The following is a 15,955-nucleotide window of genomic DNA, read 5'->3' on the forward strand; positions in this document are numbered from 1 at the left end:
GTCCGAGGCCGAAAAGCGGGAGGCGTTCACCGGATGGCTGTACCACTACAATCACCACCGGTTCCACACCGCCATAGGCGGCCCTCCCGCCTCCCGCGTCACCAACCTCTCAGGTCAGTACACCTAGTCGAACTGGAAGGAGCGCTTGGCCAGGCCGTGCCAGAAGCCGTCCACGGTGGACTGCGAGCTGCGGTGGCCGTCCAGGCCCGCGCCCAGGGCGACGAACAGCGGCGCGAAGTGGTCGCTGCGCGGGTGGGCGATCGCGGCGGCCGGGGCCTTGTGCCCGAAGTCGAGCAGGGCGTCGACGTCGTGGTCGGCCACGGCGCGGTTCACCCAGTCGTCGAACTCCACCGACCAGGAGGGGGCCTCCCCGTGCGCCTGGCGGGACATCTCGCGCAGGTTGTGCGTCGTGAACCCGCTGCCGACGATGAGGACGCCCTCGTCCCGGAGCGGAGCCAGGCGGCGTCCCAGAGCGAGGAGCTCGGCCGGGTCGAGGGTCGGCATGGACACCTGGAGGACCGGGATGTCCGCGTCGGGGTACATCTCCCGGAGGGGGACGTAGGCCCCGTGGTCGAGCCCGCGGTCCGGGTCCTGGTGCAGGGTCTCACCCGGACCAGTGACGAGGTCGCGCACCCTCTCGGCGAGTGTCGGCGCTCCCGGGGCGGGATAGGTGACTCCGTAGTAGCGTTGTGGGAAGCCCCAGAAGTCGTAGGTCAGAGGAACTCCGTCCGCCGTCGCGCCGACGGTGAGCGGAGCGTCCTCCCAGTGCGCCGAGACGACGAGGATCGCGCTCGGCCGGGTGAGGCCACCGGACCAGTCGGCCAGCTCCCGGGTCCACCGGGTGTCGTCTGCCAGAGGCGGCGCCCCATGGCTGAGGTACAGGGTCGGCATGCGTGTCGGCCGCGGTGCCATGGAGGTCCTCCTGTGACTGGGACATCGGATTTTGACCAGAACACAATTGAACTCTCAAGTATTCCGGGGGGCATGGGCCCGATGGCCGACACGAGGTGGCTCGACGAGGGCGAACAGCGGACCTGGCGGACCTTCCTGGCCGCCGTCCACCTGTTGGAGGGCTCGCTGGACCGGCAGCTCAGAAGGGACTCCGGACTTCCGCACGCCTACTACCAGGCCCTGGTCGCGCTGTCCGAGGCGCCGGGCGGTGCGCTGACGATGACCGAGCTGGCCGGGCGGTTGAGGTCCTCGCCGAGCCGCCTCTCGCACGCCGCGGCCAGGCTGGAGGAGGACGGGCTGATCCACCGGTTCAAGCGGCTGGGGGACAGGCGCACCACGATCGCCGAGCTCACGCCCCGCGGGCTCAAGGTGCTGCGGGAGGCGGCCCCGGGCCATGTGCACGAGGTGCGCCGGGTGCTGTTCGACTCCCTGACGCAGGAGCAGGTCGACCAGTTGCGCGCGATCTCCGAGGTGATGCTCGGCGAGTTGGACCCCGAGGGGCGGGAGCCGCGGTACGCGGGTCCGAACGGTGCCGGGATCCGGGACTGAGTGGTGGTCCGGCACCTGTCCTGACCGGGGTCGACCGTGTGCGGAGGAAAATCAAGGGCCGACACTCTATGTGTTCGGGCAGATGCGTACTATCATCTGGCTTCCCAGGAAAAGGTTGCAGTCTCAAGTGTTGGACTCGGGCTGCGATCTCCCCTGGGATACCCGCTCACAGAACAGGAATCACCCATGACCGAGAAATCAGTCGTGTCCAGAGTAAGCGACACCACCTCGCTCGTCGCGAGAGCGGTCGTCGGCATCGTATTCATCGCCCACGGTTGGCCGAAGGCGACCGACCTCGAAGGCACCGCCCAGGGATTCGCCTCCCTGGGAATTCCCTTTCCCCAGTTCTCGGCCCTTCTCGGCGCGGGCATCGAGATGGGCGCCGGCCTGGCGCTCGTCATCGGATTCGCCCTGCCCCTCGCCGGACTCCTCCTGGCCTTCATGATGGCCAGTGCCTACTACTTCGCCCACCTCGGTGACGCGTTCATCGGCGGTTACGAGTACCTGGTGGTCCTCGCCGTCACCGCCGTCGCCCTCGGGTTCTCCGGGGGGCGCTACTCCCTGGACCGCGTCATGCCGTGGGGTCGCACCTCGCGGCGGACCCCGGAATCACTACCGGCCTCCTGACAGGGGTGCCCGGTCGCCCGCTGCCGGAGGCGGGCGGCCCGGCCGCCAGGAAATCACACTTTTAACTTACTTAACTCCTTTCACAAAACCTACTTAAGTTCGCACAGTCTCGTGTTTCTGTCCGACGCACATGGTGTTTTGGGGTCGATTGGTAGAATCAACGATAAAGAAAATCCACGTTGACAGCGGGGTCGCGTCACCGGTTCCGTCCGCCGTATTCCGACCCCCTGTGCCGAACGGGAGTACCGTGTCCCCTCTGGCCACTCGACCGAACACCCCTGACTGGCAGCTCCGCGTCACCGACCGGGACGGTACCGCCCTCCACGGGGCGGCGGTACTGGTCGCCCCGGAGTACGCGGTCACCTGTGCCCACGTCGTCATCGAGGCCCTCGGACCCACCGCGGGCCCCGGCAGCACGGTCCGACTGGACGCGCCGCGCGGACTCCCCGGATGGGAGTCCGCCGGCACCGTCCCCGCCGACGGGTGGTGGTGGGAGGGCTCCGCACCCTGGGACGTCGCCGTGCTGCGCCTCGACCGCGCCGCCCCCGGGCCGCCCGCCGCCGTCGCCCGGCACCGCGTCGGGGACCGCGTCAGGGTGCTGGGCTTCCCCAACGCCGAGAACGGACGTTGGGTGACCGGACGGATCACCGGCGACAGCGGCAGCCGGTTCGGCTACACGCAGATCGACGTCGACTCCGTCACCGGCTTCACCGTCCTGCCGGGCTTCAGCGGCAGCGGCGTCCGGGAGGAGAGGGACGACGGCCTCCTGGGCGTCGTCTGCGAGGCGGCCGCGAACGGCAGGGCGGGCTGGATGATCCCGATGGACGGGATCCCCCGGGTGTGGGGGCCCGGACCCGACCGGAGCGCCGCGCCCGACACCGGGACCGCTGTCGCGCTCACCGCCCGTGCCATGACCGACCTGCGCACCCTGCTCTCGCCCGACCTGCGGTTCGACCTCTACGTCGCGCTCGACCCGCGGCTGCGGCGCAGACTCCGCGCGGACCAGGACCTCACGGTCTTCGCCTCGCAGCTGGTCTCCCTCGCCCACGGCGAGTACCGCCTCCTCGGAGCAGTCCTCGACCTCCTCGACGAGCGGGAGGACGGGAGCGCGGGCATGCTCCGCGTGCGCGAGGCGGCGGCGCCGCTCCTGACGGGGCACGACGGGTGAGCAGGTCGGCCGGCATCGAGGACCAGCCCCTGGAGGGCCCGGCCCCGCCCCGGGTGGACGAGGCCGACTACGCCAGGCTGGCCAAGGCCCTGTGCTCGGTCACGTGCGTCACCTCCCCGGAGTACCACGATCTGCTGCTGGGCAAGCTCCCCCGGGTCCGCTCCGGCGTCAACCGCAACGCCGTGCCGGTGGTCTTCACCGACGCGCTGGTCGGCCGGTGCCGGGACAGCCGCCTCCTCGGCGTCCTCATGCGGTGGATCGGCTACTGGTCGGACGACAGCCAGAGCTGGAGGACGGCCTCCCTGATCGCCGAACCCCTGGTGCGGGAGGAGGAGTGGGACCAGGTCAGCCAGGCGATCCCCGAGGCCACGCGGCAGCAGGTCGACACCGTCCGCGAGGAGCTGGACCGGTACGACGCCGCCGCCTTCCGGGAGGACGCCGACCGCGTGCGCGGGTCCCGGCACATCGACCGGACCCCCTCCGACACGGCGTGGCACACGTTCGTGGCCCTGGCCGAGATACCCGGCGCCGGAGGGGAGTCCGCGCTGGTCGAGTTCTGCGCGATCCTGGGCGCCGGGGGCGTGCTGCACTGCGCGGGACTGCTGGAGGGCTGGGGCGGGGGAGCGGTGCCCGACCCGGCCGGCGGGCCCCCCGGGCCCGGCGCCTGGCAGGACGTGCCCGCGCGACTGGTCGTCCACGTCGAGAGGGGCGAGGAGCGGGGCCGCCACGACCTCCGGTACTGGACGGTGCTCCGGGAGCACCGGGGCGACCCTCCCGACTTCTGCGACTCGGGCACCCGGAGGGGCGTCACCCAGGACAGGATCGCCGACAGCGTCGGAGTCCTGCTCGGCCTCGTGGAGGTGGACCACCGCAGGGACCTCCACGGGGGGAGGATGCGGGTGGAACTGGTCGGGGAGCTGGACCTGCTCCGGGAGCTGGAGGCCGACCGCTGGCAGGAGGCGTGCGCCGGGCCGGGCCGCCTGCCGCTCGGAGCCCGAGCGGAGGTGATCTACCGTGCGGCGGAGCTGGAGGTTCCGACGTGGCGTGACTACGACGCGGGTAGGAAGTCCCTGGCCCAGCGGTGGGCGGCCCTGTTCCGGTGCGGCTCGGCGCTCCACCTCGACACGGCGCACGAGGCGGAGACGAAGGAGCGGCTGAGCGGTCGGACTTATCGGGAACCATTGGAGGATCGACTCGTGGACGATAGAATCGCACTCCTCTCCGTCCCCTCCCATTTGGACGACTGTCACCAGTCCGTCCGGTCCGCGATCAGGTTCGGAGTTCCGGTTGTGATGTGGCGTTCCGCCAACAATGGCCGGGGAATCGGACCGTGGCTCAATCTGGGGAAGACGGGACGGGAGGTGACGGTGTCATCAGAGAAAATCCAGGCAATCCCCCAGGTGCTCCACAAGTCCCGTGTCGGGGGCGTTTCGCCGGACGATAGCGGGTACATCGAAGAAAGCTTCGAGGTCGCCGTCTTCTATCACGATTCCCTGCCGGTCCTCCCCGACCCCACGCCGCTGGCCGCCAGCAGTATCCGTACCGCCCCCTGTTGACCGAGGCTCGAAGGGCTCGCCATGACCACATCAGCCGAACCCGGGTCCACCGACTCCGTGCCGGAGTGGTGGGTCTTCCACGGCACAGGTCAGCCGCGTGCGCACCTCGACCTCGCGACACGGTTACCTCCCCCTCCGCAGTGGCGTACCTACGGCGGGGCGTTGAACTCCGGTTCGGCGTCCCCCTTCTACGAGCCGTCCGCACCCCTCGGTGAGCCGGGGGAGCCGGAGGAGGACGACCCCTCCCCCGCGGAGGGCACACGGCACCTCGGTCCCCTCCACCGCCGTGCCGGCCCGGTCCCGCTCGGCCCCCACCGCAAGCACCTCCTGGACAAGGTCAACGCGGCGATCCACCTGCGCAGGCCGCTGCTCGTCACCGGACCGCCCGGGGTGGGCAAGTCCAGCCTGGCCCACCAGATCGCCCGCGAACTCAACCTCGGCAGGACGCTCCGCTGGGCCGTGACCAGCAGGAGCACCGTGCGGGACGGCCTGTACTCCTACGACCCGCTCACACAGATCCACGACCTCAACCTCGAGAACGCCCACCGCCGGGCCACGGGGCAGGCGCCCGACCGGCGCTACGCGGGCGACGGCGACGCCCACCTGCGCAGCAGCGCGGAGGCGATCAGCCGCTACCTGGCCCTGGGCGCCCTGGGCACCGCGTTCCTCCCCACGAGGACCCCCCGTGTCCTGCTGATCGACGACTTCGACCTCGGCGACTTCGACCTGCCCGGCGACCTGCTCGACCTGTTCGAGAACGGCGGCTACCGCATCCCCGAGCTGACCAGGCTGTCGGGGGTGGCGCCGACGATCGAGGTGGCCACCGACGACCCCGGCCGCACCGTGCCGGTCTCCCACGGTGAGGTGCTCTGCTCCGCCTTCCCCATCACCGTGCTCACCTGCAACAGCGGACGCGACCTCCCGCCCGCGTTCATGCGGCGCTGCATCCCGGTTCGGATGGGCCTTCCCGACGAGCACGAGCTGCTCGCCGCCGTGGCCGGACACTTCGGGGGCGATGTGCCCGCCGGGGCGCGACTGCTGGTGACCGAGTTCCTGGAGAGGAGCGGGAGCGGGCACGAACTCGCCATCGACCAGCTGCTCAACGCCGTGCACCTGGTCGGCGCGCTCGGTCCGGACGAGACCGGTCCCGAGGGGGAGCAGGTGCGGGAGCTCTCGGAGCTGCTCTGGCACCGGTTGACGGAAAGCCCGGGATGAGTTCGGGGCGGGATCCGGGGAGCGAGGGCCCCCGGGTTACAAGCGACGCGGGCGGGTCTCCACCCCGGGGGTTCGGACTCACCGCCACCGACCTGGCGGACGCGATCCATCTGGCGGCCCTGTGCGACGCGAGCGCGCGGCGGGCCCCGCGGACGCACCGCCTCGGTGAGGACCCGGGCGGCCCCCCTGGCGACGCCGGCCACGAGGACGGATCGGAGCCGTGGCCGCCGGCCCCGGACCGGGGCGCCGACCACGGGTACGTCCGCCCCCCGGACGCCGGGTCCGCCGTCGGCGCGGGAGGCGCCGTGCCGACGGGCCGGAAAGGACACGACCCGCCGGCCGCGGAGCGGCCGGAGGGGCCGGGGCCGCCCCCCGGCTCCGGGCCCGGGAGGGGGACCGAGCCGCCCGAGTTCGTCCAACCGGTCCTGGAGGGGCGGCAGGACCTGGTCGCGGCGCTGTCGCCGTTCAACCTCAAGACCCCGCAGGGCGTGGCCGACCAGGTCGATCCGGAGGGCACCGCGCGCGGCTACGCCCGCTCGCTGCTGGACAGCCTCCACTGGTCGGACGGCGAACGCGAGCGCGCCGGTGTCCCCGTCGTGCCGGTACTCCGGGCACGCGAGCGGAGGGCGGTGGACCTGACCCTGCTGCTCGACGAGGGCGTCACCATGCTGTTCCAGCGGGGCCTGGCGGGCGAGTTCGCCGGGCTCCTCCGGGACAGCGGGGTCTTCCGGGGGGTGCGCACACTGCACTTCGACTCCGAGCGCACGGGGCGGCCGGTCCTGAGGGACGCCCAGGGGCGGAGCCGCAGGCTCGGCGGGCGCCGCCCGACCGGCGCGCACGTCACCCTCATCCTCACCGACGGGCTCGGCGGCGCCTGGAGGGACCGGGGCTTCCAGGAGTGGGTGGCGGGAGCCGCCGGGGACGGCGCCCTCGCGATCCTGCACCTCCTCCGTCCCCGGCTGTGGAGCCGTGGCGCCATCACCACCCTCCTCACGGAGCTGGGCGTGTCCTGGCCGGCCGCGGCCGGCGCCCCGAACACCCGGTACGTGCGCCAACGGACGCTCGCGGACCTGGTCGCCGAGGAGGACGAGCCCGCGGCGGGGGCCCTGGTCCCGGTGCTGCCGCTGAAACCGTCCGCCATCCACGAGTGGGCGTCGTTCGTGATGGGCCTGGGCCGCTCGCGGCTGTGGGCGCACACCGCGGAGTTCCCCGGGCGGCCCGGACCGGTGCTGCCGGAGGCGCCGGACGCCGGGACCGGCGAGGGGTTCGACGCGGACCAGGAGGTCCTCCGCTTCCAGAGGGCGGCGACCCCCGAGGCGTTCGACCTGGCAGTGGCGCTGTCCGCCGTGCCGCTGGACCCGCGCCTCGTGGAGGCCGTGTGCGAGGACGTGATGGGCAGGGCGACGCCGTCCGAGCTGACCGAGGTGTTCTTCAGCGGGCTCGTGAGGATGAGGGATCCCTCCGAGCACGGAGAGGTCCGGTGGGACTTCCGTGAGGGCGTCCGCACGTCCCTCCTGGCCCGGGGAGGGCGGGTGTCCGACATCCGCCGGATGCTCGGCCTGGCGGCGGAGCGCCTGCTGCGGGTGGACCCCTGGTTCGGCGACCTCGCGAGGATGCTCAAGGGTGAGCACGTGGTCTCGCCGACGAACACGGTGACGTCGCGCCCGTGGGTGCGGTTCATGCTCCCGGCCGTGGAGAGCGCGGCCCTCGTCCGCCGATATTCGGCTCCTATCAGAGAGTACGCGGAAGCGGCCCGAAACAACGGATATCGGGATTCTGTCGCGTCAGAGGTCTGGGCCCGGACCGCCCCTGGTTTAGGATTGTCACAGGTTCCCGGATCTGCGCAAACGAGCAAGAGCGACAACAGGAAGACACGGAATACCGCATCCTTTTCTGATCGGTCGGGTGAAACGCCAATTATGTCTACAAACCCGTCAATTGGGGACAGAATGAACGATTCTGGCGAAATTCACACCGGCCACACGAGCAGATCGTCCACCAGCGGTCGGCCGCTGAGCGCTGTCTGGGTGCAGGTTCCCCGCAAGAACAGCGCCTTCACGGGACGTGAGGAGCTGCTCTCCGCGCTGAGGGCCCAGCTCCTCACGGGACAGCGCCAGGTCATCACCGCGCTGAACGGCATGTCAGGGGTGGGCAAGACCGAACTCGCGAAGGAGTACCTGCACAGGTACGCCTCCGAATACGACCTGATCGTCTGGATCCCCTCCGCCCACAGCAACCAGCTGCGCGAGAGCTTCTCCGTGCTGGCGTCCCGCCTCAGGCTGGACAGCGCCGGTGCGGGCAGCGGTCACGTCGTGGAGGACGTGCTCGCGGCACTCCACCAGGGCGGGCTCTTCCAACGCTGGCTTCTCGTCTACGACAACGCGCAGGCCCGGACCGAACTGGAACAGTATCTTCCTGTCGGGGGCGAGGGGCACGTGATCATCACTTCTCGGGACAACAGTTGGACCGTGGCGGGGGGTGACGCCTTCCTGGCCGTCCAGGAGTTCGAGCGCAAGGAGAGCATCGAACTCCTCAAACGGCGGGGACCCGCCACCCTCACCGACGACGAGGCGGACGCCCTCGCGCGCGAGCTCGGCGACCTCCCGCTGGCGCTCAACCAGGCGGCGGTGTGGCTGCACGAGAGCGGTATGGCGACCGAGGAGTACCTGCGCCAGTTCGCGGACAAGAGCGAGGAGATGCTCGCGCTGCTGCGGCCGGACGGAACGTACCCCGTGGCGGTCGCCGCCGCGTGGAACGTCTCCCTGGACCGGTTGGCCATGACCAACCCGGCCGCGCTCCAGATGCTCCAGCTCTGTTCGTTCATGGCGACCTCGCCCATCCCCCGTGCCCTCTTCAACCACGCGCGGGGCATCGACGGCCCGCCGGAGCTGCGGGCCGCGCTGGAGGATCCGGCCAAGCTCGGCATGGCCATCCGTGACATCGGGCGCAACAGCCTCGCCCACATCGACCACCAGCGCAACACGATCTCCCTGCACCGGCTGGTGCAGCGGGCGGTCCAGGCCCCCATGGGCGAGGCGGAGCGCGAGGAGATGCGCCACTGCGCGCACCAGCTGCTGGGCCGCAGCGACCTCCAGGACGTGTCGACCGACGCCGGTCGCTTCACGGACCTGCTCCCGCACGTGTGGGCGGCCCAGGCCTGGGACTGCGAGGACCCGTGGGTGCGCGCCGTCGTGGTCCAGATGTGCCGGATGGCGCTGTTGCGCCAGGAGTTCGACGACGCCCGGCGCCTGGGCGACACCGCGTGGGCGTGGTGGCGCGAGCACCTGGGGGAGAACCACCCGTCCACCCTCAGCATGGCGGTCCAGGTCGCCGTGGCGATGCGCGGCCAGGGCCACCTGGCGGAGGCCCTCCAACTGGGGGAGTCCACCCTGGCCACGCTGCGCGAGCTGCAGAACCCGGAGGACCCGGAGACCCTGGAGGCGGAGATCGAGCACATCCGCAGCCTGCGGTTCGTCGGCAGGTTCCGGGACTCGCTCACCGCCGCCGCGGACGCCTACCACCGCCGGGTGCGCCTGTTCGGCGAGGAGGACCCCCACACGCTGCTCACGGCCCACTTCCGGGCCTTCAACCTGCTGCTCAGCGGTGACCCGGCGGCTTCGGCCGAGCAGTACCGCGACACCCTGACCCGGCTGGAGATCGTCTTCGGCCCCGACCACGGGCGCACCCTCGGCACCAACAACGGGTACGCGGAGGCGCTGATGGAACGGGGCCTGTACCGGGAGGCGGAGGCGATCCAGACCAACCAGGTCGAACGGGTCACCAGTCTGCTCGACGAGGACGACCCGGGGATCCTGAGCAACGTGCGGACGCTCGCCGTCATGCGCCGTCGGATCGGGCGCCACCGGGAGGCCTTCGCCCTCTCCGAGAAGGCCTGGCAGCGCTTCCGGATCAAACAGGGCGCGGACAGCAACGACACCATGTACGCGGCTCTCGTGCACTCGATGTCCCTCAGCGCGGTCGACCAGCACGACGAGGCCCTGGAGCTGGCGCAGACCACCGGTGAGCGCTACGTCAAGCTCCTGGGGGACCAGCACCCGTACGTCGGAGCCGCGAACATCAACCAGGCGATCATCCTGCGCCGCCTCGGCAGGGTCGCCGAGGCGCGCGAGCTGGACGAGCGTGCACTGGTGCTGTTCCGGGAGCGGATCGGCGGCCACCACCCCAGTGCGCTCTCCTGCCTGGTCAACCTGGCCAACGACCACTTCCTCACGGGGGACGTGGCGGGGGCCCGGGAACTCGACGAGGAGGCGCTGGCCGGGTGCACCAGGGAACTGGGGCCGAGGCACCCGCTGACCCTCCTGGCCCGCCGCAACCTGCTCGTGGACCGCAGGGCCCAGGGGGAGGACGTCGACCCGGAGTTCATCGAGGTGGAGGACCAGTACCGGGAGGCGATGGGTGCCGACCACCCCGCGACGCTGAGCATCCGCAAGAGCGTGCGCGGCGACGCGGACATCTACCTCGCCCAGATGTGACCGCAGTGGTCCGGGGGCGACCCCGGACCACGCCCGGTCAGGCGCGGTCGGCGAGCCGGAGCAGCGTGACCCACTGGTGTACGGGCAGGGCGAGCTCCACACGGTCACGGTGCGTGGAGTCGCGGATTCCGACGACGACGGGTTGGCGCAGAACCACCTCGACGCACGAGTTGTTCACTCCGCCGCTGTGGCTCGACGTGCGCCACTGCCCGGGCTCCCGTCCCAACCCCCTCACGAGAGCACCCGTCCGGGATGTCTTTCCTGGTTGTTTCTACGCACGCGGCGGCCTCGATTCTTCCGGTCCGACCATTGGTCGCTCCTGTTTCCCGTGCGGCCCTGTCAGTTCGACCCGGTCCGACTTCGGATCTCCCATATATTCTGCTGACTTTCGAACCGACTTGTACATGCCCACTGGGGTAGTGATCATGTTGTCCGGATGCATCCATCCTCGGACTGTTCATAAAACGATGCTTCCAGAACGTTTCCCGTTCGTCGGGCCGAACACAGCGGACAGGAAGTGTGAGGAGATTTCCGAAGTGTCCTGTTCAGTGGGGGTTCGGTGTTCCCCGGTGCCACTGAGGCCACGGCGTCATCGGAGGTGAGCGCGTGTCGGAAGGTAAAGCTTTTCGGTGGTCCTGACCGGAATCGCGCCAGCTCGCGGTGGTCCCAAAGTGGCGTTGCCCGGGAAAGAGCCGGGACCCTCGGGTCCGCGATGGCGAAGGCCTTGACCGGTGGAAAGCGGGCGGACGTACCGGGATCTATAGGGAGAACTTCGCGAAGTCGGACCGAAGGGGAGTTTCTGCAGGTAATCCATTGTGAGTGCGTCCGGTCGGGGCGGGTTGCCACTTCTCCAGGGAGGCGGAGGGATTGGTGTTCTCCTGGTCCGGCCCGGGAGTGCGGGAGGGAAGCGGTGTGAATCCGGGCAGAACGCGCAATTCCGCCGGTGGCGGAGTCCACGGCGTGTCGGCCGTGCACACCGGGGACGCCGCCCTCCACCGGTGACCGCCCGGACGGAGCCCCGAGGAACCGGCGGAGGGGCCGGGTCCCGTGGCCGCGGTCGACCTCGTGTCCCAGGGGACCGCCTGCCCCGGGAGCGGACCGGCCCCGTCGCGGCCCGTCCGGCAGGCGGGGCGGCCGGACACCTCCACCGGACAGGTGGCGGAGCGGTTCCGACACCGCGCCCCGACCGCGCGGAGACGCCGCGGGGGGCCGCTCCGCGCCTCCCGCCGCGGGAGTCGCGGGGCGTCCGGCCGTGCGCCGCCGTCCGCGGTGGCCCGAAACACTGCCTACCATGCTGGACATGCGCATTCTCGTGGTGGAGGACGACGATCGGGTCGCCCGTGGCCTGGTGACCGCCCTACGGGCGGCGTCCTTCGACGTCCAGCGGGTCGCCACCGCCGAGCGCGCGCTCACCGCACCCGCCGCCGACGTGGTCCTTCTCGACCTCGGCCTCCCCGACGCCGACGGCATCGACCTGTTGCGCAAGCTCCGGGAGCGGCCCCAGACCGCCATCATCGCCGTCACCGCGCGTGGCGAGGAACGCGACCGTGTGCGCGGGCTGCGCGCCGGGGCCGACGACTACGTGGTCAAGCCCTTCGGCGTCGCCGAACTCCTCGCCCGGATCGACGCCGTCCTCCGTCGCACCCGACCGGCGCGGGCCGAGGCCGTCGAGGCCGAACCCCCGCTCACGGTCGGCGCGCTCACCGTCGACCCCGACTCCCGCGAGGCGCGGGCCGCCGGCCGGGAGCTCCAACTGACCCGCAAGGAGTTCGACCTGCTCGTCCTGCTGGCCTCCCGCTCCCCGTCGGTCGTCGCCCGCGACCAGATCCTCGACCAGGTGTGGGGCGACGCCTGGGAGACCTCCTCCAGGACCCTCGACACGCACATCGCCTCGCTGCGCGCCAAGGTCGGCCGCGCCGTCCGCATCCGCACCGTGCGCGGTGTCGGCTACCTCCTCGACGGGGCCTGACCGTTGCTGCGGCGCCTGCTCGCCATCCTGCTCCCGGTCGCGTTCGTGATCGTCGCCGCCGTGTTCGTCCCCCTGGGCACGGTCATCGCCCAGCAGCGCACCCAGGAGGTGTACGTCGACAGGCTGGGGGACGCCGGACGGTTCGCCGCCCTGGCCCGCACCGCCCTGGAGACCGACCGGCTCGACCCCCTCGCCCAGGAGATGGTCCGCTACGAGGAGCTGTACGGCATTCCGGCGCTCGTGGTCGCGCCCGACGGCCAGGTCATCACCGGCTCCGGGGACCGGCACCGGATGCGCGACGTCCTCGACGAGGTCCCCGACCCGCGGACCATCCGCGCCGCGATGGCGGGGGAGCGCCCGGCACCGCCGTCCACCGTGTGGCCGTGGAACCCCGAGCCCCTGGTGGTCGCCGAGCCGATCGGGCGCGACAGCGAGGTCGCGGGCGCGGTGGTGGTGGTCGCCCCCACCCAGGCGCTCGACGCCGACACCCTCCAGGTCTGGGGCCTGCTCGGCCTGCTCAGCATCGCGCCCCTGACGGTCCTGGCGACGGCGTCCCTGCCGCTGTCGCGTTGGGTGCTCCGGCCCATCCGCAAGCTGGACGCCGCCACGACGGCGGTCGCCTCGGGCGACCTCGACGTCCACGTGGACGCCGAGCGGGGCCCTCCGGAGCTGCGCCGCCTAACCGAGTCGTTCAACACGATGGTGGGGGTCGTGCGCAGGGCCCTGGACCGCCAGCGCTCGTTCGTCTCCGAGGCCTCCCACCAGCTGCGCAACCCCTTGGCCAGCCTGCGGTTGTCCGTGGAGAACCTCGCGCCGCACCTGGACACCCCTGAGGCGCGGGAGGCCCACGAGGTCGCCGTCGACGAGGCGGCGGTCATGCACAGGATGCTGAACTCGCTGCTGGCCGCCACGCGGCTGGAGAGCGTCACCGGGACCGAGGCCGTGGAGGTCGCCGAGGTCCTGGAGAGCAGGGTGGAGCGCTGGAAGGCGCTGGGCGCGGCCCGCGGCATCACCGTCGGCACCGAGGTCCCCGCCGGGGTCCGCGTGTACGCCCCGGCGGGCGGCCTGGGCAGCATCCTCGACGAACTGGTCAGCAACGCCATGCGCCTGTCCGGCGGCACCCGGGTGGTGGTGGAGGCCGTTCCGGGCGACCCCGTGAGCATCAGTGTGCTCGACGACGGCGACGGGCTGCCGGAGGACCAGTACACGGCGGCCCTGGACCGGTTCTGGCGTTCTCCGCAGCACCAGAACACGGAGGGCACCGGTCTCGGCCTGGCGATCGTCGCCGACCTGGTCCGGGAGGCCGGTGGACGGCTCACGCCGGGCCCCGGCCTGCCCGGGGGCGAGCGCCGCGGGTTCGGCGTGGTGATCACGCTCCCGCCGGTGCGCGACACCGGGGACTGACCGGTCGGACGGCACTCACGGCCCGCCGACTCAGGCCGGCTTGTTGTCCCGGTACCAGCGTTCGGAACCGGGGTGCAGGGGCACGACACCGGTGGAGATGCCGGTGCGCACGTTGATCTGAGCGGCCTCGGGGCGCTGGGCCGCCAGCCGCGCCTGACCCCGGTAGACGGTGTCGGTGACCCGGTACGCCAGGTCGTCGTCCAGGTCCGCCCGGCACAGCAGCAGGTTGGGGATGGAGATGGTCGGGCAGGCCGGGACCTCCGAGTAGGTGGTCGCGGGGAGCGTCGCCGGAAAGTAGGCCTCCGGGTAGACGTCGGCCATCACGTCGGCCGTGTCGGCCAGGTCGATCAGACGCACCGCGTGCCTCTCGGCGAGCTCGGCGACGGCCGGGGTCGGCAGCCCGGTCAGCGAGAACATGGCGTCGATCTCCCCTGCGGACAGGGCGTCGGCGGAGGCGGCCTGGTCGAGCCGGACGGACTCCACGGTCAGCCCGGTCTCCTCCAGGATCTCGGCGACGGTGAACTCGGTGCCGGAGTTGACCGACCCCACCGACACGCGCAGGCCCTCCAGGTCGGAGAGTTCGCGCACGGGCGAGTCGTCGAGGACGACCAGGTGGACGAAGCTGTCGTAGAGGCGTCCGACGGCTTTGAGCCTGGCGCCCGCGCCGGTGTCGTCCTCGTACGACAGCACCGCGTCGAGGCTGGTGAAGCCCAGGTCGGCCGCGCCCTCGTCCAGCAGGTACAGGTTGTCGAGGGAGGCGCCGGTCTGCACCGTCGCCACCTCCAGGCCGGGCAGCGCCTCCTGGAGCAGGATGGCGAACTTCGCGCCGATCTCCCGGAAGACCGCGCCGGGCGGCCCCGTGGCGACGACCAGCTCGGTGATCCCGTACTCGGGGCCGCGCGAGCAACCGCCCACGGCCGCGGCGACGGCTGCCCCCGCCGCGCTCAGCAGCACGGTGCGCCGGTTCGGTCCCATCGGATACATGCATGCAGCTTAGGCAGGACGGACGGTGGCCGGGGACGGTGTGTGCCGCGGGGAGCGCCGTCCTCGGTCCGGGGCGCCGGCGCCCGCCGGGCGCGGGGCCCGCGGATTCCGACGCCCCGGCCGCCGGGCCCCGTTCGTGACGCCCCGCGCACGCAGGTACGAAACACGCGGAAACACGGGGAAACCCAGGCTTCACGGGGAGGCAGGGCCGTCGAAACACGTCCTTCCTAGCGTCGGGCCCCATGGACACACCGATGTATACAGAGGCGGATCCCGTCCCGGAGGCGTCCGTCCGCGGCGGGCGGCGGACGGGAGCGCGGGCGGAGGGGACCGCCACCTCGCGCCGGGACCGGGTCTACGCCCTGATGCGCGAGGAGGTCCTGAGCGGGCGTATCGCGCCCCACACCCGGTTGGGCGAGGTGCGGCTCGCCGAGCGCTTCGGCGTCTCCCGCACCCCCGTGCGCGAGGCGCTCGCCCGCCTGCACTCCGACGGCCTGGTCGAGCGGCGCGAGAACGGCTTCTACGCCACCGTCCCCAACCTCGCCGAGCTCCGCGACCTCTACGAGCTCCGGGTCACCCTCGAACTCCGCGGCATCTCCCGCGCCATCGAGGACCCCACCGTCCGGCACGACCCCGAGATCCTCCTCGTCGAGCTGGATCGGTGGGGGAAGCTCCGCGCCGACCCGCCCGCGCCGGACCCCTCCTTCGTCCTCCTGGACGAGGAGTTCCACGCCGCCCTCTCCCGCGCCTCCGGCAACCGCGCCCTCACCGACTCCCTCGTCTCCGTCAACCAGCGCATCCGCCGGGTCCGCATGTACGACTTCCTCACCGGCGACCGGATCACCTCCACCATCACCGAGCACATCCAGATCACCGAACACCTCGTCGCCGGCGAGCTCGACTCCGCCTACCGCGCCATGCACGAGCACGTCGGCGCCTCCATGGAGGTCGTCCTGGAGCGCGCCCGGCGCGCGCTGACGCAGATGGCCCTCCACTCCGACGCCCGCTGACACGGGCGCCCCGCCGCACCACGCCCCGC

At 71.6% G+C, this 15,955-nt stretch carries 12 protein-coding genes and 1 pseudogene; 10 read left to right on the forward strand and 3 right to left on the reverse strand.

Going from position 1 to position 15,955, the window contains the following annotated elements; translation table 11 throughout:
* A pseudogene (locus Q8791_RS20230) lies at positions 1 to 127 on the forward strand (IS481 family transposase); the annotation flags it as partial.
* On the opposite strand, the gene Q8791_RS20235 reads toward Q8791_RS20230, so the two are convergent.
* Positions 124 to 912 carry a dioxygenase family protein gene (locus Q8791_RS20235; protein ID WP_330093328.1) on the reverse strand — a complete coding sequence of 263 codons (789 nt, stop codon included), beginning with the start codon at positions 910 to 912 and terminating at the stop codon, positions 124 to 126. The pseudogene Q8791_RS20230 and the gene Q8791_RS20235 sit on opposite strands and share 4 nt — an antisense overlap.
* 81 nt (positions 913 to 993) lie before the next feature.
* Here Q8791_RS20235 and Q8791_RS20240 point away from each other — a divergent pair, with 81 nt between their 5' ends.
* The 6 genes from Q8791_RS20240 (at position 994) to fxsT (ending at position 10,559) form a co-directional block, all read left to right on the forward strand.
* Positions 994 to 1,500 (forward strand): MarR family winged helix-turn-helix transcriptional regulator, encoded by a 507-nt coding sequence (locus tag Q8791_RS20240; protein ID WP_330093329.1) that lies wholly within the window; start codon positions 994 to 996, stop codon positions 1,498 to 1,500.
* Between the two features lie 186 nt (positions 1,501 to 1,686).
* A complete protein-coding gene (locus tag Q8791_RS20245; protein WP_330093330.1) occupies positions 1,687 to 2,127 on the forward strand; it encodes a DoxX family protein in 441 nt (146 codons plus the stop codon).
* A 247-nt stretch (positions 2,128 to 2,374) separates the two neighbouring features.
* Positions 2,375 to 3,295, forward strand: coding sequence for a trypsin-like serine peptidase (locus Q8791_RS20250; protein ID WP_330093331.1), 921 nt, complete (start codon positions 2,375 to 2,377; stop codon positions 3,293 to 3,295).
* Positions 3,292 to 4,851: a hypothetical protein gene (locus Q8791_RS20255; protein ID WP_330093332.1), complete on the forward strand. Its 1,560-nt coding sequence runs from the start codon at positions 3,292 to 3,294 to the stop codon at positions 4,849 to 4,851. The genes Q8791_RS20250 and Q8791_RS20255 overlap by 4 nt, the downstream gene beginning before the upstream one ends.
* A gap of 21 nt (positions 4,852 to 4,872) precedes the next feature.
* A complete protein-coding gene (locus Q8791_RS20260) occupies positions 4,873 to 6,066 on the forward strand; it encodes an AAA family ATPase (protein ID WP_330093333.1) in 1,194 nt (397 codons plus the stop codon).
* Positions 6,063 to 10,559, forward strand: coding sequence for an FxSxx-COOH system tetratricopeptide repeat protein (fxsT, locus tag Q8791_RS20265; protein WP_330093334.1), 4,497 nt, complete (start codon positions 6,063 to 6,065; stop codon positions 10,557 to 10,559). Before Q8791_RS20260 ends, fxsT begins: the two co-directional genes overlap by 4 nt.
* A gap of 37 nt (positions 10,560 to 10,596) precedes the next feature.
* Here the strand turns inward: fxsT and Q8791_RS20270 are convergent, their stop codons facing one another.
* Positions 10,597 to 10,794, reverse strand: a complete 198-nt coding sequence (locus Q8791_RS20270; RefSeq protein ID WP_330093335.1) for a DUF397 domain-containing protein — start codon at positions 10,792 to 10,794, stop codon at positions 10,597 to 10,599.
* 1,056 nt (positions 10,795 to 11,850) lie between these two features.
* Between Q8791_RS20270 and Q8791_RS20275 the strand changes: the two genes are divergently transcribed.
* Positions 11,851 to 12,528 carry a response regulator transcription factor gene (locus Q8791_RS20275; protein ID WP_330093336.1) on the forward strand — a complete coding sequence of 226 codons (678 nt, stop codon included), beginning with the start codon at positions 11,851 to 11,853 and terminating at the stop codon, positions 12,526 to 12,528.
* Between the two features lie 3 nt (positions 12,529 to 12,531).
* Positions 12,532 to 13,932: a HAMP domain-containing sensor histidine kinase gene (locus tag Q8791_RS20280; RefSeq protein WP_330093337.1), complete on the forward strand. Its 1,401-nt coding sequence runs from the start codon at positions 12,532 to 12,534 to the stop codon at positions 13,930 to 13,932.
* A 30-nt stretch (positions 13,933 to 13,962) separates the two neighbouring features.
* Here Q8791_RS20280 and Q8791_RS20285 read toward each other — a convergent pair whose 3' ends face one another.
* On the reverse strand, positions 13,963 to 14,916 hold the full coding sequence (locus tag Q8791_RS20285; RefSeq protein ID WP_330093338.1) for a TAXI family TRAP transporter solute-binding subunit: 954 nt from the start codon (positions 14,914 to 14,916) through the stop codon (positions 13,963 to 13,965).
* Between the two features lie 242 nt (positions 14,917 to 15,158).
* On the opposite strand from Q8791_RS20285, the gene Q8791_RS20290 reads away from it, so the two are divergent.
* Positions 15,159 to 15,926: a GntR family transcriptional regulator gene (locus Q8791_RS20290; RefSeq protein ID WP_330093339.1), complete on the forward strand. Its 768-nt coding sequence runs from the start codon at positions 15,159 to 15,161 to the stop codon at positions 15,924 to 15,926.
* Positions 15,927 to 15,955: the final 29 nt, after the last annotated feature.

The organism is Nocardiopsis codii (genome assembly GCF_036327455.1).
GTDB classification, from domain to species: domain Bacteria; phylum Actinomycetota; class Actinomycetes; order Streptosporangiales; family Streptosporangiaceae; genus Nocardiopsis; species Nocardiopsis codii.

Bases quoted from the DNA above. Each gene is read 5' to 3' on its own strand.
- Q8791_RS20245 (WP_330093330.1), top strand. From the start codon at position 1,687: ATGACCGAGAAATCAGTCGTGTCCAGAGTAAGCGACACCACCTCGCTC.
- Q8791_RS20260 (WP_330093333.1), top strand. From the start codon at position 4,873: ATGACCACATCAGCCGAACCCGGGTCCACCGACTCCGTGCCGGAGTGG.
- fxsT (WP_330093334.1), top strand. From the start codon at position 6,063: ATGAGTTCGGGGCGGGATCCGGGGAGCGAGGGCCCCCGGGTTACAAGC.
- Q8791_RS20285 (WP_330093338.1), bottom strand. From the start codon at position 14,916: ATGTATCCGATGGGACCGAACCGGCGCACCGTGCTGCTGAGCGCGGCG.
- Q8791_RS20240 (WP_330093329.1), top strand. From the start codon at position 994: ATGGCCGACACGAGGTGGCTCGACGAGGGCGAACAGCGGACCTGGCGG.
- Q8791_RS20275 (WP_330093336.1), top strand. From the start codon at position 11,851: ATGCTGGACATGCGCATTCTCGTGGTGGAGGACGACGATCGGGTCGCC.
- Q8791_RS20235 (WP_330093328.1), bottom strand. From the start codon at position 912: ATGGCACCGCGGCCGACACGCATGCCGACCCTGTACCTCAGCCATGGG.
- Q8791_RS20290 (WP_330093339.1), top strand. From the start codon at position 15,159: ATGGACACACCGATGTATACAGAGGCGGATCCCGTCCCGGAGGCGTCC.